We start from the raw sequence: 23,642 nt of genomic DNA on the forward strand, positions 1-23,642 counted from the left end.
CGAGTTCTTCCGGATGCTCACCTTCTGAAGGGGCGGCCATGGGGTGGCTCACCAACGTTCTCATCGAAAACAAGACGTTTGAAAATGAGCGGTTGGAATTAACAGACAAGGATTCGCTCTACTTCCTTGGACCCAACCTGATGCTGCGCAACTGTACTGTTGTCCTGAAAGTGCCCGCCAGACGCCTGCGCATCCTCGGCGCACGGTTCATCAACTGCACCTTCGAGGTGAAGCAGGAACTGACGAACCACCAGGACTGGATATGTGCCTCCCTCAAGGGCTGCCGGTTCAAGGGGCGGCTGTCGGGGTGTGACTTCGGGCACTGGCCCGAGTACGGCAAGGGGCCGGAGTACCAGTTGGGCTCCATCGAGGACTGCGACTTCTCCGAGGCCCGCCTGGACGGCTGCCGCATCATGGGAAGTGACCCCCGCACCCTCCGTTTTCCCAAGTGGCCTTGCTTCACCATCCTGGACCCGATTGGCCACAGCCGTCAGTTGAATAGCATCGAGTGGCCGGGCCGCTTCGGCCTTGTCGTCATAGAAGATCTGCACACGCGACCTCCGTCCACCAGGGCCATCACCTATCACGCCCCCTCCATTGCCAGGCGGTTCGAGACCACCCCCGAAGCGCTCAGGGCCGTTGTCGAGAAGTTCGACTGCATTGTGTATTGAGGCAGACGAGATTCTCTCCGCAACGGCGTCGAACCTCGCGCACCATGGCCGGCGCATGGCGGGCGAGTTCTTCCGGATGCTCACCTTCTGAAAGGGCGGCGGATGATTGCCAAGAAGGTTTTCTACGAGAACAAGCAGTTGGAACACGAGCGGCTGGAGCTGACGGACAAAGGTACCCTCTACTTCCTGGGCCGCAATTTGACGCTGAAGAACTGCACGCTGGTGCTGAAGGTGGCTGCCAGCAACCTGTTCATTCGTGACGTGCGCTTCACCGACTGCATCTTCGAGGTGAAGCAGGAACTGAAGAACCATCAGCAGTGGATACGCGCCTCACTCAAGGGGTGCCGGTTCAAGGGGCGGCTGTCCGGGTGTGACTTCGGGCACTGGCCCGAGTACGGCAAGGAGCCGGAGTACCAGTTGGGCTCCATTGAGGACTGCGACTTCTCCGAGGCGCGTCTGGACGGCTGCCGCTTCATGGGGTGTGACCCCCAGACCCTGCGGTTTCCCAAATGGCCTTGTTTCACCTTCCTGGACCCCATCGGACGGGCTCCAGAGCTACGTCGCGGCAAGTGGCCCGGTATGTTTGGCAGTGTCGTCGTGGACGAACTCCACGACCAGCCGCCGTCCACGGTGGCGCTGACGAAGTACGCTCCCGCCGTCGCGAAGAAGCTCGAAACCACCCCGGAAAAACTCAGGGCCGTCATCGAGCAGTTCGACTGCATCGTCTACTGACACGACCACGTGCTCTCCGGGACGGCATCGAACCTCGCGCGGCACGGCCGGCGCATGGCGGGCGAGTTCTTCCGGATGCTCACCTTATGAAGAAGGGCGGCTTCATCGTCCGCCAACCCAGCCACCGTGTTGTCCCGGACACCCACCTCCCGGCGGGGAGCATCCAACCGTCCGCCACCGGTCACTGCTCCAGGTCTCCCCTCTCCAGATGTTCTCCGGCAGACAGTTTTCGGCTCGCTTGTCTGCCTGGGCGTCAGTCAGCCGACAGCGCGCTCCACGTTGGATCTGGGTTGCAGTGAAGAGAGACGGTAAAGAAGCAGGGTGTCTGATCCCCGGACGGCCCGCGCGCACCCCGCTTCGCCCACCATGTCCTCGCCCCCCGCGCTCTCGCGTGTAGACGTCCTGACCGTTGATGACACCCCGGCCAACCTCCGTTCCCTGGAGGTGCTCATGGCCGACATGGGGGCCAACATCGTCACCGCCTCCTCGGGTGACGAGGCACTGCGCCTGCTGCTGGACCGCGACTTCGCGCTCATCCTCCTGGACGTGCAGATGCCGGGGATGGATGGCTACGAGACGGCGAGCCTCATCCGCATGCGCGAGCGCACGCGCCACATCCCCATCATCTTCATCACCGCCTACAACCGCAGCGAGGTGAACGTCACGCGCGGCTACGAGCTGGGCGCGGTGGACTACCTCTTCAAGCCCATCGTCCCGGAGATCTTCCGCACGAAGGTGACGGTCTTCCTGGACCTGCACCGCAAGACGGAGGAGGTGCGCCGGCAGGCGGAGCTGCTGCGGCAGGCGGAGAGCCGCGAGCACGAGCGCAAGCTGGCCGAGGCCCGCGCCCACTACGAGCGCTCCCTGCTGGAGCAGGAGATGGAGCGCGAGCGCAAGGTGTCCGAGGCCCGCGAGCAGCGCGCCCAGGAGCTGGTGCGGCTCGTCAACGAGAAGGAGCAGGCCCAGTCCGCCCTCCACGAGAGCAACGCCCGGCTGCGGCTGCTCGCGGACGTGGCCAGCCGCCTGCTCAAGGGCCCCGATGGGCGCACCCTCCTCAACAGCGTCCACCATCAGATCATCGAGCACCTGGGCCTCGAGGTCTGCCTGGGCTACCTCTTCCAGGAGGGCCATGGCGCCCTGCAGCTCGCGGCCCACGCCGGCATCCCCGAGGCCCTGGTGCCCCGGCTGGAGCTGCTGACGCCCGGACAGGGAGTCGCGGGACGCGTGGCCGCCGAGAACAAGCGCTGGGTGCTCGACGCCGGTGCCGCCGCCAACGGGCCCGTCCCGGATGCCGCGCCGGAGCTGGGACTGGCCGCCCTCGCCTGCTACCCGCTCCTTAGCCAGGGCCGCGTCCTGGGTACACTGGCCTTCGGCACGCGCACCCTGCGCGCCTTCTCCGCCGACGAGCTGTCCCTCATGCAGGGCGTGTGCGATCAGGTCGCCGTGGCCCTCGAGCGCGAGCGCCTCATCGGCGCCCTGCGCGAGGCGGACCGGCGCAAGGACGAGTTCCTCGCCATGCTCGCCCACGAGCTGCGCAACCCCCTGGCCCCCGTCCGCCACGCGCTCGAGGTCTTCCGCATGCGCATGTGGCAGGACGACATCATCCAGCGCACCATCGCCAGCGCGGACCGCCAGGTGGCCCACATGACGCGGCTGGTGGATGACCTGCTGGACGTCAGCCGCATCACCCGCGGCAAGGTGGAGCTCAAGCCCGTCCTCGTCGCGCTCTCGGACGTGGTGGAGGGCGCGGTGCAGGCCTGCGAGCCCATCGTCTCCCAGCGCCGCCACGAGCTGACCGTGTCGCTGCCCTCCGAGGTGGTGATGCTCAACGTGGACCCCACCCGCATGACGCAGGTGGTGGCCAACCTGCTGCACAACGCGGCCAAGTACACGCCCTCCGGCGGCCGCATCCACCTCGAGGCCGGGCGCCAGGGCGACGAGCTGGTGCTGAGCGTGCGCGACAACGGCATCGGCCTGCGGCCGGAGATGCTCCACCGCGTCTTCGATCTCTTCGTGCAGGTGGACCCCGGCAGCGACCGCGCGCAGGGCGGGCTCGGCCTGGGCCTCACCCTGGTGCGCAGCCTGGTGGAGATGCACGGCGGCAGCGTGTCCGCGCGCAGCGACGGCATCTCCCAGGGCAGCGAGTTCACCGTCCGCCTCCCCCTGCCCGCCGAGGCCCCCGCGGCGCTCTCGCTGCCCGGCATGTTGAAGGCCGCCGCCTCCGCCTCCCAGAAGCTCCAGCCCCTCCACATCCTCCTCGTGGAGGACAACCCGGACATCCGCGAGACGCTGAAGGATCTGCTGGAGCTCCACGGCCACCGCGTCCAGGAGGCCAGCGACGGCCGCTCCGCCGTGGACCTGGTGCTCTCCGAGCGGCCCCAGGTGGCCCTGGTGGACATCGGCCTTCCCGAGCTGGACGGCTACAAGGTGGCGGAGCTCGTCCGCGCCTCCGCCGGTGGCGCCGACACGCGGCTCGTGGCCCTCACCGGCTACGGCCACCCCGAGGACCGCAAGCGCGCGCTCGAGGCGGGCTTCGACGCCCACCTCGTCAAGCCCGTGTCCTCCGACGACCTGTCTCAAGTCTTGAAGAAGCTCTGTACGGCGGCCTGAAACCGCCCCTCCCCTTCCCCCAGGTGAACGGTGGACGGCGCGCCCCACGGGTGCCGCTTCGCCGGACAAGCAGCACAGGAGAAGCCCCACACCATGGCAACGCAGTCCGATAAGGCGCCCGCCGACAACGCGCTCGATCCGAAGCTCCTCCTCAAGACGCTCCAGTCGCTCCGCAAGGGTGACTTCAGCGCCCGCATGCCCGAGGACCGCACAGGCACCACGGGGAAGATCTACGACACCTTCAACGAGGTCATCACCCTCAACCAGGCGCTCGTGCACGAGCTGGAGCGCGTCAGCACCGTGGTGGGCCGCGAGGGCCGCATCACCCAGCGCGCCACGCTCAATGGCGCCGTGGGCAGCTACCAGGCGGCCGTGGAGGCGGTGAACTCGCTCATCGCCGACCTGGCACAGCCCACCACCGAGGTGGCCCGCGTCATCGGCGCCGTGGCCAAGGGTGACCTCACCCAGACCATGGCCCTGGAGTTCGAGGACCGGCCCCTCAAGGGCGAGTTCCTCCGCACCGCCCAGGTCGTCAACAGCACCGTGGCCCAGCTGTCCTCCTTCGCCTCGGAAGTGACCCGCGTGGCCCGCGAGGTGGGGACCGAAGGAAAGCTGGGCGGCCAGGCCGTGCTGCGCGGCGTGTCCGGCACCTGGAAGGAGCTCACCGACAGCGTGAACCTGATGGCGAGCAACCTCACCGCCCAGGTGCGTAACATCGCCGACGTGACGACCGCCGTGGCCAACGGCGACCTGTCCAAGAAGATCACCGTGGACGTGCGCGGTGAGATCGCCGAGCTGAAGCAGACCATCAACACGATGGTGGACAACCTCAACACCTTCTCCGGCGAAGTGACCCGCGTGGCCCGCGAAGTGGGTACCGAGGGTAAGCTGGGTGGCCAGGCGCAGGTGAAGGGCGTGTCCGGTACGTGGAAGGACCTCACGGACAACGTGAACTCCATGGCCAGCGGCCTCACCGCCCAGGTGCGTGACATCGCCAAGGTCGCCACCGCCGTCGCCAACGGTGACCTCGGCCAGAAGGTCACCGTGGACGTGAAGGGCGAAATCCTCGAGCTCAAGAACACCATCAACAAGATGGTGGACAACCTCAACACCTTCTCGGGCGAGGTGACCCGCGTTGCCCGCGAGGTGGGTACCGAAGGAAAGCTCGGCGGCCAGGCCAAGGTCGAGGGCGTGTCCGGTACCTGGAAGGACCTCACGGACAGCGTGAACCAGATGGCCTCCAACCTCACCGCCCAGGTGCGTGACATCGCGGATGTCACCACGGCGGTGGCCCGCGGCGACCTGTCCAAGAAGGTCACCGTGGACGTGAAGGGCGAAATCCTCGCCCTCAAGAACACCATCAACACGATGGTGGATCAGCTCTCCTCCTTCGCTTCCGAAGTGACCCGCGTGGCCCGCGAGGTGGGTACCGAAGGAAAGCTGGGCGGTCAGGCGCAGGTGCAGGGCGTCAGCGGCACCTGGAAGGACCTGACGGACAGCGTGAACAGCATGGCCAGCGGCCTCACCGCCCAGGTGCGCGACATCGCGAAGGTCGCCACCGCGGTGGCCAACGGCGACCTCGGCCAGAAGATCACCGTGGACGTGCGCGGGGAAATCCTCGAGCTGAAGAACACCATCAACAAGATGGTGGACAACCTCAACACCTTCTCCGTCGAGGTGACGCGCGTCGCCCGCGAGGTGGGTACGGAGGGCAAGCTCGGCGGCCAGGCGCAGGTGAAGGACGTCGCCGGCACGTGGAAGGACCTCACGGACAACGTGAACCAGATGGCCTCGAACCTCACGGGCCAGGTCCGCAACATCGCCGAGGTGACCACCGCCGTGGCCCGCGGCGATCTCTCCAAGAAGATCACCGTGGACGTGAAGGGCGAGATTCTGGCCCTGAAGAACACCATCAACACGATGGTGGATCAGCTCTCGTCCTTCGCCTCGGAAGTGACCCGCGTCGCCAAGGAAGTGGGCACCGAGGGCAAGCTGGGCGGCCAGGCACAGGTGGAAGGCGTCAGCGGCACGTGGAAGGACCTCACGGACAACGTGAACTCCATGGCCGGCAACCTCACCGCCCAGGTGCGCGACATCGCCAAGGTGACGGCGGCCGTGGCCAACGGCGACCTCTCCAAGAAGGTCACCGTGGACGTGAAGGGCGAAATCCTGGAGCTGAAGAACACCATCAACACGATGGTCGACCAGCTCTCGTCGTTCGCCTCGGAAGTGACCCGCGTCGCCCGCGAGGTGGGTACGGAAGGAAAGCTGGGGGGACAGGCCGTCGTGCGTGGGGTCGCCGGTACGTGGAAGGACCTCACCGACAGCGTGAACAGCATGGCCAGCGGCCTCACCGCCCAGGTGCGTGACATCGCCAAGGTCGCCACCGCCGTTGCCAACGGTGACCTCGGCCAGAAGATCACCGTGGATGTGCGCGGTGAGATTCTCGAGCTGAAGAACACCATCAACACGATGGTGGACAACCTCAACACCTTCTCTGGCGAGGTGACCCGCGTTGCCCGCGAGGTGGGTACGGAAGGAAAGCTCGGCGGCCAGGCCCAGGTGAAGGGCGTGTCCGGCACGTGGAAGGACCTCACGGACAACGTGAACTCCATGGCGAGCAACCTGACCGACCAGGTGCGCAACATCGCCGAGGTGACCACCGCCGTGGCCCGCGGTGACCTGTCCAAGAAGATCACCGTGGACGTGAAGGGGGAAATCCTCGAGCTCAAGAACACCATCAACACGATGGTGGATCAGCTCTCCTCGTTCGCCTCCGAAGTGACCCGCGTCGCGAAGGAAGTGGGTACGGAAGGAAAGCTGGGCGGCCAGGCCCAGGTGAAGGGCGTCAGCGGCACCTGGAAGGACCTGACCGACAACGTGAACAGCATGGCGAGCAACCTGACCGCTCAGGTGCGCGACATCGCCAAGGTGACCACCGCCGTCGCCATGGGTGATCTCTCCAAGAAGATCACCGTGGACGTGAAGGGCGAGATTCTGGAGCTGAAGCAGACCATCAACACGATGGTGGATCAGCTCTCGTCCTTCGCCTCCGAAGTGACCCGCGTCGCTCGCGAGGTGGGTACCGAGGGCAAGCTGGGTGGCCAGGCGCAGGTGCAGGGCGTCGCCGGCATCTGGAAGGACCTCACGGACAACGTGAACAGCATGGCCAGCAACCTGACCGCCCAGGTGCGCGGCATCGCCACGGTCGTGACCGCGGTGGCCGCCGGTGACCTGAAGCGCAAGCTGGCCCTCGTCGCCAAGGGCGAGATCGCCGCCCTCGCCGACACCATCAACGGCATGATCGACACGCTGGCCACGTTCGCCGACCAGGTGACCACGGTGGCCCGCGAGGTGGGTATCGAGGGCAAGCTGGGTGGCCAGGCCAAGGTGCCCGGCGCCGCCGGTACGTGGAAGGACCTCACGGACAACGTGAACTCCATGGCCGGCTCGCTCACCACCCAGGTGCGCTCGCTCGCCGAGGTCGCCACCGCGGTGGCCAAGGGCGACCTGACCCGGAGCATCTCGGTGGAGGCCCAGGGCGAGATGGCCGCCCTGAAGGACAACATCAACCAGATGATCGCCAACCTGCGTGACACCACGCAGAAGAACACCGAGCAGGACTGGCTGAAGACGAACCTCGCGCGCTTCACCCGCCTGCTGCAGGGCCAGCGCGAGCTGGAGACCGTCTCCAAGCTCATCCTCAAGGAGCTGGCGCCGCTGGTGCAGGCGCAGCACGGCGTCTTCTACCTGATGGATGGCAACGACAAGCAGCAGGCGCTGCGTCTGCTGTCCGCCTACGCCTACAAGGAGCGCAAGAGCCTCGCCAACTCCTTCAAGCTGGGCGAGGGCCTGGTGGGCCAGTGCGCCCTGGAGAAGGACCGCATCCTCCTCACGGACGTGCCGGACGACTACATCCGCATCAACAGCGGACTGGGTGAGGCCAAGCCCCTCAACATCGTCGTCCTCCCCGTCATCTTCGAGGGCCAGGTCAAGGCCGTCATCGAGCTGGCCAGCTTCTACCGGTTCAGCGAGACGCACCTGTCCTTCCTGGATCAGCTCACCGAGTCCATCGGCATCGTGCTCAACACGATCGCCGCCGGCATGCGGACGGAGGAGCTGCTCAAGCAGTCCCAGAGCCTCGCCGACGAGCTGCGCAGCCAGCAACAGGAGCTCACCGAGACCAACCGCCGCCTGGAGCAGCAGGCCAAGAGCCTCCAGGCCTCCGAGGAGCGCCTCAAGCAGCAGCAGGAGGAGCTGCAGCAGACCAACGAGGAGCTCGAGGAGCGCAGCCGCCTCCTCCAGGTCCAGAACATGGAGGTCGAGCGCAAGAACCGCGAAATCGAGCAGGCCAAGGTGGCCCTCGAGGAGCGCGCCCAGCAGCTCGCCCTCTCCTCGAAGTACAAGAGCGAGTTCCTGGCCAACATGAGCCACGAGCTGCGCACGCCGCTCAACAGCCTCCTCATCCTCTCCAAGCTGCTGGCGGAGAACTCCGAGGGCAACCTCAGCGGCCGTCAGGTGGAGTTCGCTCAAACCATCCACGGCGCCGGCAGCGATCTGCTCAGCCTCATCAACGACATCCTGGACCTGTCGAAGATCGAGTCCGGAACGATGAGCGTGGATGTGGACGAGGTGTCGCTCAACAGCCTGAAGGACTTCGTGGAGCGCACCTTCCGCCAGGTGGCCGTGGACCGGAAGCTGGGCTTCAAGCTGGAGTTCGCCCAGGCCCTGCCCTCGCACATCCTCACCGACGGGCGCCGGCTGCAGCAGGTGCTCAAGAACCTGCTGGCCAACGCCTTCAAGTTCACCGAGGAAGGCCAGGTCACCCTGGACGTGCGTCCGGCCCGCAGCGGCTGGAGCATCGATCACCCCGTGCTCAACCAGGGCGGCGCGGTGCTCGCCTTCTCCGTCATCGACACGGGCATCGGCATCCCGGAGAACAAGCAGCGCATCATCTTCGAGGCCTTCCAGCAGGCGGATGGCACCACCAGCCGCAAGTACGGCGGCACCGGCCTGGGTCTGTCCATCAGCCGCGAGATCGCCAAGCTGCTGGGTGGAGAAATCAAGGTGTCCAGCGCCCCGGGCAAGGGCAGCACCTTCACCCTCTTCGTGCCGCAGACGTACGTGCCCGTCACCAGCGCGCTCCGCTCGCAGCAGCTGAGCAACGGCAACGGCACCCCCACGCCGTCCGAGCGGGCCACCACCGAGGCGCGGCTCAACGCGCTGCGCGCGGAGGTGGAGACCGCGGTGCAGGACGCGGAGCTGGCCCGTGAGGAGGAGGTCGAGGACGACCGGCGCAACATCCAGCCGGGAGACCGCACGCTGCTCATCATCGAGGATGACATCGTCTTCGCCCGCATCGTGCTGACCCTGGCCCGCGAGAAGGGCTTCAAGGGCCTGGTGGCGCTGCGCGGAGACACGGGCCTGGCCATGGCGCGCCAGTACCGGCCGGATGCCATCACCCTGGACATCGGCCTGCCCGTCATCGACGGGTGGAACCTGTTGGACCGGCTCAAGCACGACAGCCGCACCCGCCACATCCCGGTGCACATCATCTCCGCGAGCGAGGAGCAGCGCAGCCGCGGCCTGCGGCTGGGCGCGCTGGCGGTGCTCCAGAAGCCGGCCAACCGCGAGGCCCTGGGCGATGCCCTGGCCCGCGTCAAGGGCTTCATCGAGCGGCCGGTGAAGAACCTGCTGGTGGTGGAGGACGATCAGCGCCAGCGCGACAGCATCGTCACCCTCATTGGCAACGGCGACGTGAAGACGACCGCGGTGGGCAGCGGCCAGGAAGCCCTCAACGCCATGCAGGAGCGCTACTTCGACTGCGTGGTGCTGGACCTGGGCCTGCCGGACATGACGGGCCTGCAGCTCATCGAGGCCATGAAGATGAAGGGCCACACCCCGCCCATCATCGTCTACACCGGCAAGGAGCTGTCCGAGGAGGAGGAGACGGTCCTCAAGCGCGTCACCGACGCCATCATCATCAAGAGCGTCAAGTCCCCCGAGCAGCTCCTGGACGAGACGGCGCTCTTCCTGCACCGCGTGGAGGCCAACCTGCCCGAGAACAAGCGGGCGATGATCAAGCAGGTGCACCAGAGCGATCCGGTGCTGGCCGGCAAGAAGGTGCTCGTGGTGGACGACGATGTGCGCAACATCTTCGCCCTCACCAGCGTGCTGGAGAAGCACAAGATGCAGGTGCTCTACGCGGAGAACGGCCGCAAGGGCATCGACATCATCCGCGCCACGCCGGACCTCAACGTCGTCCTCATGGACGTGATGATGCCGGAGATGGACGGCTACGAGACCATGCGCGCCATCCGCCAGGTCAACGAGCTGAAGACGCTCCCCATCATCGCGCTCACCGCCAAGGCCATGAAGGGAGACCGCGAGAAGTGCATCGACGCGGGCGCCAGCGACTACATCACCAAGCCGGTGGAGACGGATCAGCTGCTCAGTTTGTTGCGTGTGTGGCTGTTCAAGAACGCCGAGCGTGCACACCCTGGTGGCGGCAACAACAACGGGTAACCTCCGTCTCGATTGAGCGGGCAGCGGGTACAGGGTGATGAAGGAAGCGCTGGTGCGTGAAGCGGTCGAGGGCGAGGATGCCCTCGAGGACATCGAGCTGGACCTGCTCCTCGAGGGCATCATGCGGCGCTACGGCCTGGACTTCCGGGGCTACGCCCGTATGTCGCTGCGGCGGCGGGTGTGGAACATGGTCCACGCCCAGAAGCTGGGGACGCTCTCCGCGCTCCAGGCCCGGGTGCTGCACGACCCCTCCGCCATGGAGGAGCTGCTGCAGCACCTGTCCGTCAACACCACCACCATGTTCCGGGACCCGAGCTTCTTCTCGGCGTTCCGGGAGAAGGTGGTGCCCCACCTCTTCTCCGCCCCCTTCGTGCGCATCTGGCACGCGGGGTGCTCCACGGGGGAGGAGGTGTACTCGCTGGCCATCCTCCTCACGGAGGCGGGCCTGTACGAGCGCAGCCGCATCTACGCCACGGACATGAACGCGGCCGTGGTGGAGCGGGCCAAGTCCGGCATCTTCCCCATGGAGCACATGCGGGAGTACACGGCCAACTACCTGCGCGCCGGAGGTACCTCCGCCTTCAGCGACTACTACACGGCCAACTACGACCACGCCATCTTCAAGGCCTCGCTGCGCAAGAACATCGTCTTCGCCCAGCACAACCTGGTGAGCGACGGCACCTTCAACGAGTTCAACGTCATCCTCTGCCGCAACGTGCTCATCTACTTCGGCACGGAGCTGCAGTCGCGGGTGTACCGGCTGCTCAACCAGTCGCTGCGGCGCTTCGGCGTGCTCGCGCTGGGACGCGGCGAGACGCTGCGCCACACCGTCATCGAGAACGAGTACGACGAGGTGGATGTGCAGGAGCGCCTCTACCGCCGCCGCGCCTGAGCCGTCAGTGGGGGGCGGGGGGCAGCGGCTCGTCAGGCTCCTCGGGGGAGAGCTCCTGCTCCACCTTCTTGCGCACCACCCGCTTGGTGGCGATCTCCTCCTCCTCGGTCCGCTGGCGCCGGCGCACCAGGCCCTGTGCCTCATCCACGAACCAGAAGAGCACCCGGTAGAAGGCGGCGATGACGGTGACGAGGATGGAGGAGAGGAACCAGCTCAGCACCGTGCCTGGCCAGCCGCCCACCACCACCTGGATGGGATAGGTGCCCGTGAGCGGCACCAGCGCGAAGGCCACGTAGTGCGAGGCACAATAGGGGCAGGACACCAGGTAGCCGCACCAGGTCTCCTTGCCACCGAGCCTCTCGCGCAGGGGCGCGAAGATGCGCTCCTTGGTGAGGGTCTGGGCAATGCCCATCACCACCGCGGATACGGCGAAGAGCTGGAACAGGTCCGTCATGCCGCCAAAGGTGGCAACGGCCCCGGGCAGGTGCCCTGGGCCCACGGCCCCCCCGACTGAAGTCCAGGGGGGCGGGCAACCAGGCGCTGCTCAGCGAGCCCGCCGCTCCTGCCGCTCACGGGCCTCGGCCTGCTTGCGGCGCGAGGCCTCGGCGGCGGTCTCCGGAGGCACCAGCGCGTGCGGCCCCCGGCCGATGAGATCCTCCCGGCCGGCCTGCTGCAGCGCCTCGCGGGCCAGGGGCCAGTGCTCGGGGTTCCAGAAGAGCAGCAGCGCCTTCTGCAGCCGCTTCTCCCGCAGTCCCTTCGCCGTGTAGACGGGCTCCATCTTCAACGGATCCATCCCCGTGTAGTACATGGCCGTGGCCACGGACATGGGCGTGGGGATGAAGTCCTGCACCTGGCGGGGGCGCTTGCCGTTCTGCTTCAGCCACAGCGCCAGCTCCACCATGTCCTCCAGCGCCGAGCCCGGGTGGCCGCTGATGAAGTAGGGGATGTCGTACTGCTCCTTGCCGGCCTCCTCGCTGGCGCAGGCGAACATGTGCTGGAAGCGCTCGAAGCTCTCGATGCCGGGCTTCTTCATCTTCTCCAGCACGCGGGGCGACACGTGCTCGGGCGCCACCGAGAGCTGGCCGCCCACGTGGTGCGCGGCGAGCTCCTTCACGTACTCGGGGGAGCGCTCGGCCAGGTCGTAGCGCACGCCGCTGGCGATGAAGACGTGCTTGACGCCCGGCTCCGCGCGCACCTGCTTCATCACGTCGATGAGCGGGCCGTGGTCCGTCTGGAGGTTCTCGCAGACGCCGGGGTGCACGCAGGACAGCTTGCGGCAGCGCCGCTCGATGTCCTCGCTCTTGCACTTGAGCTTGTACATGTTGGCCGTGGGGCCACCCAGGTCCGTGATGGTGCCGCGGAAGTCCCCCATGCGCCGCAGGGCCCGCACCTCGCGCAGCACGCTCTCGGCGCTGCGGCTCTGGATGACACGGCCCTCGTGCTCGGTGATGGAGCAGAAGGTGCACCCGCCGAAGCAACCGCGCATCAGCACGATGGAGTGCTTCACCGTCTCGTAGGCGGGGATGCGCTCCTTGTACATGGGGTGCGGGACGCGGTTGAAGCTCAGGTCATACAGCTCGTCCATGGCCACCGACGCGCTGTCGCCCTTGCCCTCCCCGTCCTCCAGCGGCCGCGCCGGAGGGTTGAAGTAGACGGCGCGGTTGCCGTGCCGCTGCGCCAGGGCCCGCCCGTTGCCGGGGTTGGTCTCCAGCTGGAAGTCGCGCGACATGCGGGCGAAGGCCAGCTTGTCCGCCACCGCCTCCTCGTAGGAGGGCAGCACCACCACCTTCTGGTCCGCGGCGCGCCTGGCCGGGTCCGCCTCGTGGGCCTTCATCTCCGCGTCGTTGATGATGTACGCGGTGCCGCGCACGTCGCGGATGTCTTCCATCTTCTCGCCCCGGCGCATGCGATCGGCCACCTCCCAGACGGGGCGCTCGCCCATGCCGAAGATGAGCAGGTCCGCCTTGGCGTCCATGAGGATGGAGCGGCGCACCTTGTCGCTCCAGTAGTCGTAGTGGGCGATGCGGCGCAGCGAGGCCTCGATGCCACCGAGGACGATGGGCACGTCCGGGAAGGCCTCGCGGCAGCGCTGGGCGTAGACGATGGTGGCGCGATCCGGCCGGCAGTTGGTGCGCCCGCCCGGGCTGTACTGGTCCTCGGAGCGGTTCTTCTTCTGCGCGGTGAGCCGGTTGAGCATCGAGTCGAGGTTGCCGGCGGCCACCCCGAAGAAGAGCCGGGGCTTGCCCAGGGCCTTGAAGGGCTCGGCCGAGTGCCAGTCCGGCTGGGCGATGATGCCCACCTTGAAGCCACGGCCCTCGAGGAAGCGCGCGATGAGGACGGGGCCGAACGCGGGATGGTCCACGTACGCGTCGCCGGAGACGATGATGATGTCGAGCTGCTCCCAACCCCGGGCCTGCATGTCGGCACGGGAGACGGGGAGGAAGGGATGCACGTAGCGAGTCTGTGTGGCCATGGGGGTACCCATCCCTCCCCTAACCCCTGAGAACGCCTGGATGCAAACGAATGCTCTCCGAAGAGGGGTACGGGTGCCCGCCCGGATGCCCGGCCGGCGTCGTCCCCGGGAACGGCCCTCAGCCCCGGCTCGGCTGCTCGCCGCCCGCCGCGCGCCGCTGCCACACGGAGGCCGCGAGCCCGTAAAGCGTGCTCGCCCCCATGCCGGCGCAGACGGAGAGCGGCGGCAGGACGAGCAGCAGGTACTGGGCCCACTTGGTGGACCAGAGCACCAGGAACACGAGGCCCACCACGGCCCAGGCGGCCCACACGGGGCGCTGGCGCCACGTGGCCGGCAACCCGATGGCGGCCAGGGGCAGCAGCACCCAGACGGTGGCGCCGGTGGCGAAGACGCCCTTGTGCCACTGGGTGGGGGTCGCGTGTGTCAGGTGGTAGAGCGGCTGGTACCAGGGCAACGCCGAGCGCACCACGTGCTCGCTGTGCGAGTAGTTCCAGTGGAACGTGATGGACGCCCACAGGCGCCCCAGGGGATCCGGCCACAGCGCCGGATCCGCGAGCACGAACACGGCCATCGCCGGGAGGACGAAGGCGGCCCACACACGCCACCGGGCCCGGGCATGACCCACCAGGAACGGCAGGAAGGCCAGCCCGACCACCATCGCGTACGGGTACTTGCCCGCGGCCGTGAAGCCCAACAGCGCCCCGGAGAGCGCCAGCGGCACGAGCTGGAAGGGAGCCCCCTGCCCCGCCTCACGGGCACTCCGGCGGGCGCGCTCGAAGGCGAGCACGGCGAGGATGGCGAAGAGGCCGGGGACGGCCTCCAGATAGGCCTGCGAGGTGTACTTCACGTGGTAGGAGTCGAACGCGAGCAGGAGCGCGCCCACCGGGTGGACCAGGCCGGTGAGGGCCACCTGGAGGATGCCCGTCACCCCGGACAGCCAGCGCGTCTGCCGGAAGACGGGCACGGCGGGCTCGGGAATGGGGCGGCCCACGCGCACCATCTTCCACTCCGGCTCGGGCGTCCCGGACACCATCAACTCCGAGGCGTACAGGAGCTTCACCAGGGGTGGGTGCTCGAAGTTCTCCTGGTACGCCACGAGCTCGCCCCAGCGGCCTCCGGCCACCATCTCCGCGTAGCGGTACGCCAGGGGGAGGTAGATGCCCTCGTCGAAGTCCGGGGGCAGCAGCTCGATGGCCCGGGCGCGCTGCCAGGTGGCGGCCAGCAGGGCGAGGAGCAGGGTGACGAGGGCCAGGATGCGTTTGCGCGCCATCGCCGCCGCGAATAGCACAGAATGGCACTGGCCCCCATGACGCACCCGCACAAGACGATCGTCTTCGACCTCGACGGCACGCTGGTGGACTCGCTGCCGGACATCATCTCCAGCTTCCAGTACGGCTTCACGAGCATGGGGCTGCCCGCGCCCACCGACGCGGAGGTACGCCCGCTCATCGGCCATCCGCTGGAGGCCATGTACGCGCACTTCGCGCCCGCGCACGCGGCCACGCTGTGCACCGTCTACCGCGAGCACTACGCCCGCAACTTCGTCAACCGCTCGCGCCCCTACCCCGGCGTCGTCGAGCTGCTGCGGACGCTCCGCGCGCGGGGCTACCGGCTGGCCATCGCCACCACCAAGCGCACGGACATGGCCCGGCGCTTCGTCGAGGCGCTCGGGCTGACGCCCGCCCTGGACTACGTGCAGGGCACCGACGGCTTCCCGCACAAGCCCGCCCCGGACGTCATCCACCGGGCCCTGGCCGCGCTGGGCACGGCCGAGGGTCTGTGGATGGTGGGCGATACCACCCATGACATCCAGGCCGGGAAGGCGGCGGGACTGCGCACCTACGCCGTCACCTGGGGCAACCATGACGCCGGGACGCTCTCCACCGCCGCACCGGACGAGCTCCAGCCGGACCTGGGCCGCCTGCTGGAGCACCTGCCTCCGCTCTCCCGAGCCTGAGCGGCGAAGCGGCCCCACGAGCCAACGCCGGATGATGCCCGGTTGCATTCGTGCGTCGACTTGGGCCTCATGAGGAAGGACGGCATTCGAGCTGAGGAGTCATTCGATGCGAGGACAGACCAGGACGTTGGAGGCTCAGGCCGCACGGCTCCAGGGAGAGCCGCGGCGCGAGTACGTCCGCGCGCTCTTCGACACCATCTCTCCCCGCTACGACTTCCTGCGGCTGCTGGTGTTCGCCGGCCATACCAGCCTGTGGTACCGGCGGGCACTCCGGGACCTGGGCCTGCGCGCGGGAGAGCGCGTGCTGGACGTGGGCTGTGGTACCGGCGAGTCGACCCGCTTCCTGCGCCGCCAGTACCCGGGCGTTCGCATCGAGGGGATGGATCTGTCCCCCGGCATGCTGAGCGTCGCCCGGAAGCATGACTCCCAGGGCACGTATTTCGAGGGCGACGTGTGCGCCATCGACCGGCCCGACGCCACGTATGACGTGGTGCTCACGGCGTTCACGTACCGCAACTTCCCGGACGCCGAGCTCGCCATGCGCGAGATGCTGCGGGTGCTGGCTCCAGGCGGACGGCTGATCATCCTCGATCACTTCTACCCTCGCGACTCCGAGGTGTGGCGCGCCGTGTACACGGCCTGGATGCGGCGGGTGATGCCCCACGTCGTCAGCCCCTTCGTCGAGGACACCGCCCCCTACCGCTACCTGGCCGAGAGCATCATCCATCAACTGAGCATCCCCGAGTTCTCGGAGCTGATGTCCCGGTGTGGCGCGGAGCTGGTCCACAGCGAGCGCTACAGCGGCGGCGCGGCGGCGCGGCTCATCGCCAGACACCGCCCCACCCGCCACCGGGAGAGCACCTCGCGATGAGCCGGAAGATCGACGCCTATACCCACCTGAGCCCCCCGGGGTTCCTCGACTTCCTGGAGGGCGTGAGCGGCGGACCGCACGTCTTCCGCAAGCTCTTCTCCAACACGCCCACGCTGGTGGACACGGACCGGCGCCTGCGGCAGATGGACAGGTACGGCATCGAGTCGAACGTGGTGGTGCCGCTGCCCTGGCTCGAGGGGCTCCGGGGGGTACAGGACGATCCCTCGCTGTCGGTGAAGGCCGCCCGGCTGTGCAACGACGGACTGCACGCCGTGGCCCGGGCCCATCCCGGGCGCTTGCATGGGGTGGCGCTGCTGCCCTCGGCGGCGGGACCCCGGGAGCTGGTCTCCGAGCTGGAGCGCGCCGTGGAGGAGCTGGGACTGCTGGGAGGGGTGCTCTTCGTCGGCCCCACCGTCAAGCCTCCGGATCACCCCGACTACGAGCCGCTCTACCAGAAGGCCGAGCAGCTCGACGTTCCCCTCTGGCTGCATCCCTGCCGGCCCGGGTCGCACGCGGACTACCCGGAGGAGAAGTTCTCCAAGTACCTCATCTGGCAGACGCTGGGCTGGGTCTCCGACAGCAGCGTGGCCATGGCGCGGCTGGTGTTCAGCGGCGTCTTCCAACGCTACCCCGACCTCAAGCTCATCACCCACCACCACGGCGCGCTCATCCCCACCTTCGCCAAGCGCATGCAGGCCTGCTACGAGTCCTTCGAGCAGTGCAGTGGCGTGGATCTCCAGACGCCCATCGAGCAGCCGTACATCGAGCACTTCAAGAAGTTCTACTGCGACACGGCCTCGCTCGGCTTCGAGCCCGCGACCATCCAGCTCGCCTGTGACTTCTTCGGCGTGGAGCGGGTCCTGTTCGGCAGCGACTCGCCCATGGACTCGCGCTCCGGGGAGATCTTCACGCCGGAGACGGATCGAACGGTCGCGGCGCTGAAGCTCACCGAAGCCGAGCGGCAGGACATCTACGGCGGCAACATGACCCGGCTGCTGAGCCGTGAGCGGGTGAAGAAGCGGCTGGCAGCCAGGTCCTGAGCCCCTGGTCCGGGTTGTCCTCAGGGACCCCTGGCCGCCGCGGAGTCCTCCTCGTGCGTGTGCGCCTTCTGCTCCCGGTACTCGGTGATGTGCTCGTAGACACTCTCCGGGAACTGCAGGTCCTTGTAGACGTTGCAGGCGTCCGGATCCTCCGCGTTGGGGCAGATGGGGAACTCCTGCTGCGCCTGGAACTGGAGCACCTTCTCGCGCCGGGGCGGGCTGTAGTCCCGCGCCTTCACCTGCTCGATGAGCGCGAGCGCCTGCCGCTCGTCGAAGGCGGGGTCCTGCAGGAGCGTGTCCCGCAGCTCCGCGTCGTCCATGAAGTGCCGCGCCACCATGGCGAAGACGAGCCGGCCGTAGTGGCCGATGTCCTGACCCGCGTCGAGCGAGTCCAGCAGGTGCGCCATCATCCCGTTCTTCCGGAGCGCCTCGCGTCCGCTGCTGCTCCGGGTCTGCTTGCGTGCACGTGCCATCGCTGAAGTCCTCTCGTGGAAGCCGTCCGGACCGCGTCATCTGAAAACGCGTTCAGGTCGTTCTCTCGAAAGTAGGCACCGTGGAAGGCATGGCCAGGGGTGCCTCTCGGCCCCTCACGGCCGTCCGGCCAGCAGGCACCCGGACCGCCGCGAGCGCCTCAGCGTGGAGAGGAAGGAAGGGCCTCCCCGGAGCCCGTTCCCTCGGTGGCCGCCTCGTAGGCCGCGGCATAGACGCGACCTCGGTCAGCGAACGCGTGGGCATACCCGGCAGCCTACTGCTTTCCATTCGAACATGGTGCTTGGGCGTGCACCCCCACCCCCCTAATCTCCTCGCTTCCCTACCCTCCGAGGAGGCCCCATGGACTTCGAACTTCGCGACCGCCGTGCCCTCGTCACCGGCTCCACCTTCGGCATCGGCTTCGCCATCGCGCGGGGCCTGGCCGCCGAGGGCGCCAGCGTGGTGATCAACGGCCGCAAGGCCGAGTCGGTCGAGAACGCCCTCGCCCGCATCCGCCACGAGGTTCCCAGCGCCCACGTGGAGGGCGTGGTCGCCGATGCCGGCACCGCCGAGGGCGCCCAGCGGGTGTTCTCCCGCGTCCCCAGCGTGGACATCCTGGTGAACAACCTGGGCATCTTCGAGCCCAAGCCCTTCTTCGAGATTCCGGACTCCGACTGGACGCGCTTCTTCGAGGTGAACGTGCTCAGCGGGGTGCGCTTCTCGCGCCACTACGCGCCCGGCATGCGCGAGCGCCTCTGGGGCCGCATCCTCTTCATCTCCAGCGAGTCCGCCCTCAACATCCCCAAGGAGATGATCCACTACGGGATGACGAAGACGGCCCAGCTCAGCGTGTCGCGCGGACTGGCCATCGAGCTGGCGGGCACCGGGGTGACGGTGAATTCCGTGCTGCCCGGCCCCACCAGGACGGAGGGCGTGCAGGACTTCGTGCAGAACCTCGCCACCGGCAGCGGCCGGACGCTCCAGCAGACGGAGGCGGACTTCTTCAAGAACGAGCGCCCCACCTCGCTGCTGCGCCGCTTCGCCACGCCCGAGGAGGTGGCCCACCTGGCCGTCTACCTCTGCAGCCCCCGCGCCTCGGCCACCACCGGCTCCGCGCTGCGCGTGGACGGCGGTACCGCCAATTACATCCTCTAGGACGGATGGCCACCGAAGCGCCTTCCCGAAGGGCACGGGGATGCTATGTCCTCGCCCCATGTCCCCTCTCTCCAGCCTGACCCGGTCCCTCAGCAACCTCGCCTCGTCCGAGACCCTGCGCCGCGCATGGAGCCTGCTGCGCCATGCCCCCGGCGGGGGCATCGTCATGGGGCAGCTCCTCGGCAACCTCGCGCCCTATACGGGCACCATCCGCCCGGAGGTGCTCACCCTGGAGGAGGGCTATGCCCGGGTGCGGATGCGGGACCGGCGCGCCGTGCGCAACCACCTGCGCTCGGTGCACGCCATCGCGCTGATGAACCTGGGTGAGGTGGCCACCGGGGTGGCGATGATGTCCGCCCTCCCCGAGGGCATGCGCGGCATCATCACCCACCTGGAGATGGACTACCTGCGCAAGGCCCGGGGCCCCATCACCGCCGAGTGCCGCGCCCCCGTCGCCGCCGCGGGCGAGCGGCACGAGTACGACGTCCAGGCCGACCTCACCGACGAGGCCGGCGAGGTGGTGGCCCGGGCCCGCGCCCGCTGGCTGATCGGCCCCGCAACGCACTGACTCCCGGAGGCTCACCATGGCGTCCCCCGTGTTCGGATTCGCCGATCTGCACTGCCACCTGATGGCGCACCTGGGCTTTGGCGGGCACCTGCTCGCCGGGCGCCCGGATGGCGACATCGAGCAGGCGCTCGCCCGCTGTGACATCCACCTCCACGGCAAATGGGGCATCGGCAACTTCGGCAAGGACTGGCCGCTGGTGCAGGCCTTCATCGAGGGCGGCCTGGGCCATGGTCCCTGTGGCCACGGCACCTATGCGGACTGGCCCACCTTCAACACCCTCATCCACCAGCAGATGTTCGTGGACTGGCTGCGGCGGGCCCATGACGGGGGGCTGCGGCTGCTGTGCAGCGTGGCCGTCAACAACGAGCTGCTGGCCGAGGAGTGCCACCACCCCGACAAGGACGAGTCCTCCATCGAGAAGCAGATGCGCGAGCTGCGCCGCTTCACCGAGCGGCACGCGGACTGGATGGGGCTGGCCCTGAGCGCCTCGCAGGCCCGCCAGCTCATCACCGCCGGCAAGCTCGCCGTGGTGGCCGGCGTGGAGGTGGACTCGCTGGACAGCCTCCTGGGGGACCGCGAGGCCCTCAACGAGCAGCCCCTGTCCCTGGAGCAGCTGCCCCGCATCCTGCGCTGGCTCAAGGAGCTGGGCTTCCGGATGATCACCCCGCTGCACCTGGCCAACAACAGCTTCGGCGGCGCGGCCGTCTACGACGACAAGTTCAACCTGCTCAACCACTTCCTGCGCGGGCACTTCTTCGACGTGCAGGGCGCCTCCGACGTGGGCTTCCGGCTCGGGCAGGACATGGAGACGCAGACGAAGGCGGCCGTCATGCTCTACGAGCTGACACGCCGGGCGCACTACCCGAAGGGCTACGCCCTCAACGCCCCCGGCCAGGGCCACGTCAACCAGCTCGGGCTCACCTCCACGGGACAGGCCTTCCTGCGCGAGGCCATGCGCCAGGGCTTCATCCTCGACGTGGAGCACATGTCCGAGCGCTGCACCAACGACGTGCTCTCCCTGGCCGAGCAGTCGCGCTACCCCGTCGTCGCCTCGCACTGCGCCTTCCGCGAGCAGGGCCTCGAGCCCCACGAGACGAGCCGCAAGGCCAAGCGCGCCAGCGAGTACATGAAGACGCGCGACCAGGCGCGGCGCATCCTCCAGCTGGGCGGGCTGCTGGGCCCCATCACCAACCAGCACGAGCTGAAGGACTTCCCCGGCGGCACGGTGGACAACGACTGCGCGCGCTCGTCCAAGACGTGGGCCCAGTCCTACCAGTACGCCCTCTCGCTGCTGCGCGAGGTGGGCTCCGGCGGCGTGGCGATGGGCACCGACTTCAACGGCCTCAACCAGCAGCCGGGGCCCCGCTACGGGCCCCACGCCGCCGCCGGGCTGAAGGACGACACGCTGCGCGAGAAGCGGCGGCCCGTGCAGCAGATGCTGCAGCGCAACAAGCCGCCCCTGCCCTACTCGGGCACCCTGTACCGCACGGATGTACCTTTCGCGAAAGCGCGCGCCGGCTCGCGCGAGTTCGACTTCAACACGGATGGACTGGCCCATGTCGGCCTGCTGCCGGACTTCATCCGGGACCTCGTCCACGTGGGCATGACGGACGCGCAGATGGATCCCCTCTTCTCCTCGGCCGAGGCCTTCCTGCGCATGTGGGAGTCCTGCGAGGGCCAGGGCGCGGCCCTCGTCGCGGGCGAGCTGGTGGACGCGGCGATTCCCAGGTTCCCCTCCCCCCTGGGGTGAGGGCCGGCCGGGAATAGAAAAAACGGCCGGGTGTCGTGGGCAGCCGCCAGGGAACCGGGCCATGATGTGCCCGGCCGCTCTTCCCGGGCCAGCTTCCCCGATACCCAACCATGACCACGTCCCGAAGGCAGTTCCTCCAGTTCACCCTGGCCGCGGCCGCGATGACGGCCTGCGCCCCGGGCATGCGCGCCGCGTCCGGAGATGGCCGCGCCGCGACCAAGAAGAAGATCCTCATCCTCGGTGGCACGGGCTTCCTCGGCCCGGCCATCGTCAACGCGGCCCAGGCGCGCGGACACACGCTGACGCTCTTCAACCGCGGCAAGACCCGGCCGGAGCTCTTCCCGGACGTGGAGAAGCTGCAGGGTGATAGAGACCCGAACAAGGGCGAGGGCCTCAAGGCGCTCGAGGGCCGCTCGTTCGACGCCGTCATCGACACCTCGGGCTACTACCCGCGCATCGTCGGAGCCTCGGCGGCGCTGCTGGCGCCCAACGTCAGTCAGTACATCTTCATCTCCAGCGGCTCGGCCTACGCGAAGAACGACACGCCGGGAGCGGACGAGACCGCCGCGACCGCCACGCTCGCCGACCCGACCGTCGAGACGATGGGCAAGAATTTCGAGAACTATGGCGGGCTGAAGCGCGCGTGCGAGGAGGCCGTGGAGAAGGCCCTTCCGGGCCGCACCACCCTCGTCCGCCCCGGTTACATCGTGGGCCCGGAGGATCGCACGGATCGCTTCACGTACTTCCCCGTGCGCTACGCGCAGGGTGGGGAGATGCTCGCCCCGGGCAGCCCGTCGGATCCGCTGCAGATCATCGACGTGCGCGACCTGGCCGAGTGGCTCGTGCTGCTGGTGGAGCGCAACACCACGGGCGTCTTCAACGCCGTGGGGCCGGAGAAGCCCTGGAGCGTGGGGGAGATGTTCGCGGCCTGTAAGGAGATCACCGGCAAGGACACGAAGCTCACCTGGGTGTCCGGGGAGTTCCTCCAGAAGAACGGCGAGGACGGAGAGGGCGCGCTCCCCATCTGGGCGCCGGCCTTCGGGTCCTACGCGGGCATGCACCGGCGCAGCAACGCGCGGGCCGTGCAGGCCGGGCTGAAGTTCCGCTCGCCGGTCGTCACCACCCGGGACACGCTCGAGTGGTTCAACAGCCAGCCCGAGGAGCGCCGCAGCAAGCTGCGCGGAGGGCTGCCTCCGGAGCGCGAGGCGGAGCTGCTCTCGCTCTGGGCCAAGGCCCAGCAGGGCGGCGCACCGGCCACGGCCACGCAGGGCGGCTGAGGACACGGAGTCCACGGGGAGGGGCGTCTGCCTCCCCGTACCGTGCGCCCGTGCACGGCGGTGTCATCCCCTCGTCGCCCCCTGCCGGGCAGGCAACCCCTGCTCCGCCCTCCTGGAGCGGGGCAATGCCGGGGAGCGCTCGTTGCCGCTCCGCGAGGGAGCATCACCTTTGCGCGAGTCATCTCCTGCAGGAGGCAAGCGCATGGCGAACACCACCGATGTGGAGACGCTCAACTCATTCCTTCGCGGTGAAATCTCGGCGGTGGAGACCTACCGGCAGGCCATCGGCCACGTGTCGGACGAGCGGCTCCGCAGCCAGCTCGAGGACTGCATGCACGACCACGAGCACCGCGTGGAAGCCCTCCGCGAGCGCGTCGAGAAGCTCGGAGGCAAGCCGGTGGAGGGCTCCGGCATCTGGGGAACCTTCGCGAAGCTGGTGCAGGGAGGCGCGGATCTCCTCGGTGAGAAGAGCGCCATCCAGGCGCTCGAGGAGGGTGAGGACCACGGCCTCGCGGACTACCAGCGCGACATGGACAAGACGCACGGCGAGGCCCGCCGCTTCGTCCGCATGGAGCTGCTGCCCTCGCAGAAGCGCACCCACGAGCGGCTGAGCCGCCTCAAGAAGACCCTGCACTGAGGGAGGGATGGCG

At 68.2% G+C, this 23,642-nt stretch carries 17 protein-coding genes; 13 read left to right on the top strand and 4 right to left on the bottom strand.

Annotated features, from left to right (window positions below):
* Positions 1-38 precede the first annotated feature (38 nt).
* From VFZ09_RS25555 to VFZ09_RS25575, 5 genes are all read left to right on the top strand, one after another.
* Complete coding sequence (locus VFZ09_RS25555; RefSeq protein ID WP_329730342.1) at positions 39-671, top strand: hypothetical protein; 633 nt, start codon at positions 39-41, stop codon at positions 669-671.
* 102 nt (positions 672-773) lie between these two features.
* The gene (locus VFZ09_RS25560; protein ID WP_329730273.1) at positions 774-1,403 is read left to right on the top strand and encodes a pentapeptide repeat-containing protein; all 630 of its coding nucleotides are present in this window, start codon (positions 774-776) and stop codon (positions 1,401-1,403) included.
* A gap of 366 nt (positions 1,404-1,769) precedes the next feature.
* Entirely contained in the window at positions 1,770-4,013 is a 2,244-nt protein-coding gene (locus VFZ09_RS25565) for a response regulator (RefSeq protein ID WP_329730343.1), read from the top strand.
* 93 nt (positions 4,014-4,106) lie between these two features.
* Complete coding sequence (locus tag VFZ09_RS25570; RefSeq protein ID WP_329730274.1) at positions 4,107-10,538, top strand: hybrid sensor histidine kinase/response regulator; 6,432 nt, start codon at positions 4,107-4,109, stop codon at positions 10,536-10,538.
* A gap of 52 nt (positions 10,539-10,590) precedes the next feature.
* Positions 10,591-11,430: a protein-glutamate O-methyltransferase CheR gene (locus VFZ09_RS25575; RefSeq protein ID WP_329730275.1), complete on the top strand. Its 840-nt coding sequence runs from the start codon at positions 10,591-10,593 to the stop codon at positions 11,428-11,430.
* Positions 11,431-11,434: 4 nt separating this feature from the next.
* Here the strand turns inward: VFZ09_RS25575 and VFZ09_RS25580 are convergent, their stop codons facing one another.
* The 3 genes from VFZ09_RS25580 to VFZ09_RS25590 all read right to left on the bottom strand — a co-directional run bounded on the left by VFZ09_RS25580 (position 11,435) and on the right by VFZ09_RS25590 (position 15,173).
* Positions 11,435-11,884, bottom strand: a complete 450-nt coding sequence (locus tag VFZ09_RS25580; RefSeq protein ID WP_329730276.1) for a hypothetical protein — start codon at positions 11,882-11,884, stop codon at positions 11,435-11,437.
* Between the two features lie 90 nt (positions 11,885-11,974).
* The gene (locus VFZ09_RS25585) at positions 11,975-13,903 is read right to left on the bottom strand and encodes a YgiQ family radical SAM protein (protein ID WP_329730277.1); all 1,929 of its coding nucleotides are present in this window, start codon (positions 13,901-13,903) and stop codon (positions 11,975-11,977) included.
* 118 nt (positions 13,904-14,021) lie between these two features.
* Complete coding sequence (locus VFZ09_RS25590) at positions 14,022-15,173, bottom strand: hypothetical protein (protein ID WP_329730278.1); 1,152 nt, start codon at positions 15,171-15,173, stop codon at positions 14,022-14,024.
* Positions 15,174-15,194: 21 nt separating this feature from the next.
* Here VFZ09_RS25590 and VFZ09_RS25595 point away from each other — a divergent pair, with 21 nt between their 5' ends.
* From VFZ09_RS25595 to VFZ09_RS25605, 3 genes are all read left to right on the top strand, one after another.
* Entirely contained in the window at positions 15,195-15,860 is a 666-nt protein-coding gene (locus VFZ09_RS25595; protein WP_329730279.1) for an HAD-IA family hydrolase, read from the top strand.
* Between the two features lie 106 nt (positions 15,861-15,966).
* The gene (locus tag VFZ09_RS25600; protein ID WP_329730280.1) at positions 15,967-16,731 is read left to right on the top strand and encodes a class I SAM-dependent methyltransferase; all 765 of its coding nucleotides are present in this window, start codon (positions 15,967-15,969) and stop codon (positions 16,729-16,731) included.
* Positions 16,728-17,771 carry an amidohydrolase family protein gene (locus VFZ09_RS25605; RefSeq protein ID WP_329730281.1) on the top strand — a complete coding sequence of 348 codons (1,044 nt, stop codon included), beginning with the start codon at positions 16,728-16,730 and terminating at the stop codon, positions 17,769-17,771. The genes VFZ09_RS25600 and VFZ09_RS25605 overlap by 4 nt, the downstream gene beginning before the upstream one ends.
* Positions 17,772-17,791: 20 nt before the next feature.
* On the opposite strand, the gene VFZ09_RS25610 is transcribed toward VFZ09_RS25605, so the two are convergent.
* A complete protein-coding gene (locus tag VFZ09_RS25610; protein WP_329730282.1) occupies positions 17,792-18,244 on the bottom strand; it encodes a hypothetical protein in 453 nt (150 codons plus the stop codon).
* A 358-nt stretch (positions 18,245-18,602) separates the two neighbouring features.
* On the opposite strand from VFZ09_RS25610, the gene VFZ09_RS25615 reads away from it, so the two are divergent.
* The 5 genes from VFZ09_RS25615 (at position 18,603) to VFZ09_RS25635 (ending at position 23,629) form a co-directional block, all read left to right on the top strand.
* Complete coding sequence (locus VFZ09_RS25615) at positions 18,603-19,397, top strand: SDR family oxidoreductase (RefSeq protein ID WP_329730283.1); 795 nt, start codon at positions 18,603-18,605, stop codon at positions 19,395-19,397.
* A 58-nt stretch (positions 19,398-19,455) separates the two neighbouring features.
* The gene (locus tag VFZ09_RS25620) at positions 19,456-19,965 is read left to right on the top strand and encodes a hotdog fold domain-containing protein (RefSeq protein WP_329730284.1); all 510 of its coding nucleotides are present in this window, start codon (positions 19,456-19,458) and stop codon (positions 19,963-19,965) included.
* 16 nt (positions 19,966-19,981) lie between these two features.
* Positions 19,982-21,715 carry a membrane dipeptidase gene (locus VFZ09_RS25625; protein WP_329730285.1) on the top strand — a complete coding sequence of 578 codons (1,734 nt, stop codon included), beginning with the start codon at positions 19,982-19,984 and terminating at the stop codon, positions 21,713-21,715.
* A gap of 110 nt (positions 21,716-21,825) precedes the next feature.
* On the top strand, positions 21,826-22,992 hold the full coding sequence (locus VFZ09_RS25630; protein ID WP_329730286.1) for an NAD-dependent epimerase/dehydratase family protein: 1,167 nt from the start codon (positions 21,826-21,828) through the stop codon (positions 22,990-22,992).
* A 202-nt stretch (positions 22,993-23,194) separates the two neighbouring features.
* Positions 23,195-23,629: a DUF2383 domain-containing protein gene (locus VFZ09_RS25635; RefSeq protein WP_329730287.1), complete on the top strand. Its 435-nt coding sequence runs from the start codon at positions 23,195-23,197 to the stop codon at positions 23,627-23,629.
* Positions 23,630-23,642: the final 13 nt, after the last annotated feature.

The organism is Archangium sp. (genome assembly GCF_036277355.1).
Lineage (GTDB): Bacteria > Myxococcota > Myxococcia > Myxococcales > Myxococcaceae > Archangium.

Bases quoted from the DNA above. Each gene is read 5' to 3' on its own strand.
- VFZ09_RS25595 (WP_329730279.1), top strand. From the start codon at position 15,195: ATGGCACTGGCCCCCATGACGCACCCGCACAAGACGATCGTCTTCGAC.
- VFZ09_RS25560 (WP_329730273.1), top strand. From the start codon at position 774: ATGATTGCCAAGAAGGTTTTCTACGAGAACAAGCAGTTGGAACACGAG.
- VFZ09_RS25600 (WP_329730280.1), top strand. From the start codon at position 15,967: ATGCGAGGACAGACCAGGACGTTGGAGGCTCAGGCCGCACGGCTCCAG.
- VFZ09_RS25565 (WP_329730343.1), top strand. From the start codon at position 1,770: ATGTCCTCGCCCCCCGCGCTCTCGCGTGTAGACGTCCTGACCGTTGAT.
- VFZ09_RS25555 (WP_329730342.1), top strand. From the start codon at position 39: ATGGGGTGGCTCACCAACGTTCTCATCGAAAACAAGACGTTTGAAAAT.
- VFZ09_RS25570 (WP_329730274.1), top strand. From the start codon at position 4,107: ATGGCAACGCAGTCCGATAAGGCGCCCGCCGACAACGCGCTCGATCCG.
- VFZ09_RS25625 (WP_329730285.1), top strand. From the start codon at position 19,982: ATGGCGTCCCCCGTGTTCGGATTCGCCGATCTGCACTGCCACCTGATG.
- VFZ09_RS25580 (WP_329730276.1), bottom strand. From the start codon at position 11,884: ATGACGGACCTGTTCCAGCTCTTCGCCGTATCCGCGGTGGTGATGGGC.
- VFZ09_RS25605 (WP_329730281.1), top strand. From the start codon at position 16,728: ATGAGCCGGAAGATCGACGCCTATACCCACCTGAGCCCCCCGGGGTTC.
- VFZ09_RS25615 (WP_329730283.1), top strand. From the start codon at position 18,603: ATGGACTTCGAACTTCGCGACCGCCGTGCCCTCGTCACCGGCTCCACC.
- VFZ09_RS25585 (WP_329730277.1), bottom strand. From the start codon at position 13,903: ATGGCCACACAGACTCGCTACGTGCATCCCTTCCTCCCCGTCTCCCGT.
- VFZ09_RS25610 (WP_329730282.1), bottom strand. From the start codon at position 18,244: ATGGCACGTGCACGCAAGCAGACCCGGAGCAGCAGCGGACGCGAGGCG.
- VFZ09_RS25590 (WP_329730278.1), bottom strand. From the start codon at position 15,173: ATGGCGCGCAAACGCATCCTGGCCCTCGTCACCCTGCTCCTCGCCCTG.
- VFZ09_RS25620 (WP_329730284.1), top strand. From the start codon at position 19,456: ATGTCCCCTCTCTCCAGCCTGACCCGGTCCCTCAGCAACCTCGCCTCG.
- VFZ09_RS25635 (WP_329730287.1), top strand. From the start codon at position 23,195: ATGGCGAACACCACCGATGTGGAGACGCTCAACTCATTCCTTCGCGGT.
- VFZ09_RS25630 (WP_329730286.1), top strand. From the start codon at position 21,826: ATGACCACGTCCCGAAGGCAGTTCCTCCAGTTCACCCTGGCCGCGGCC.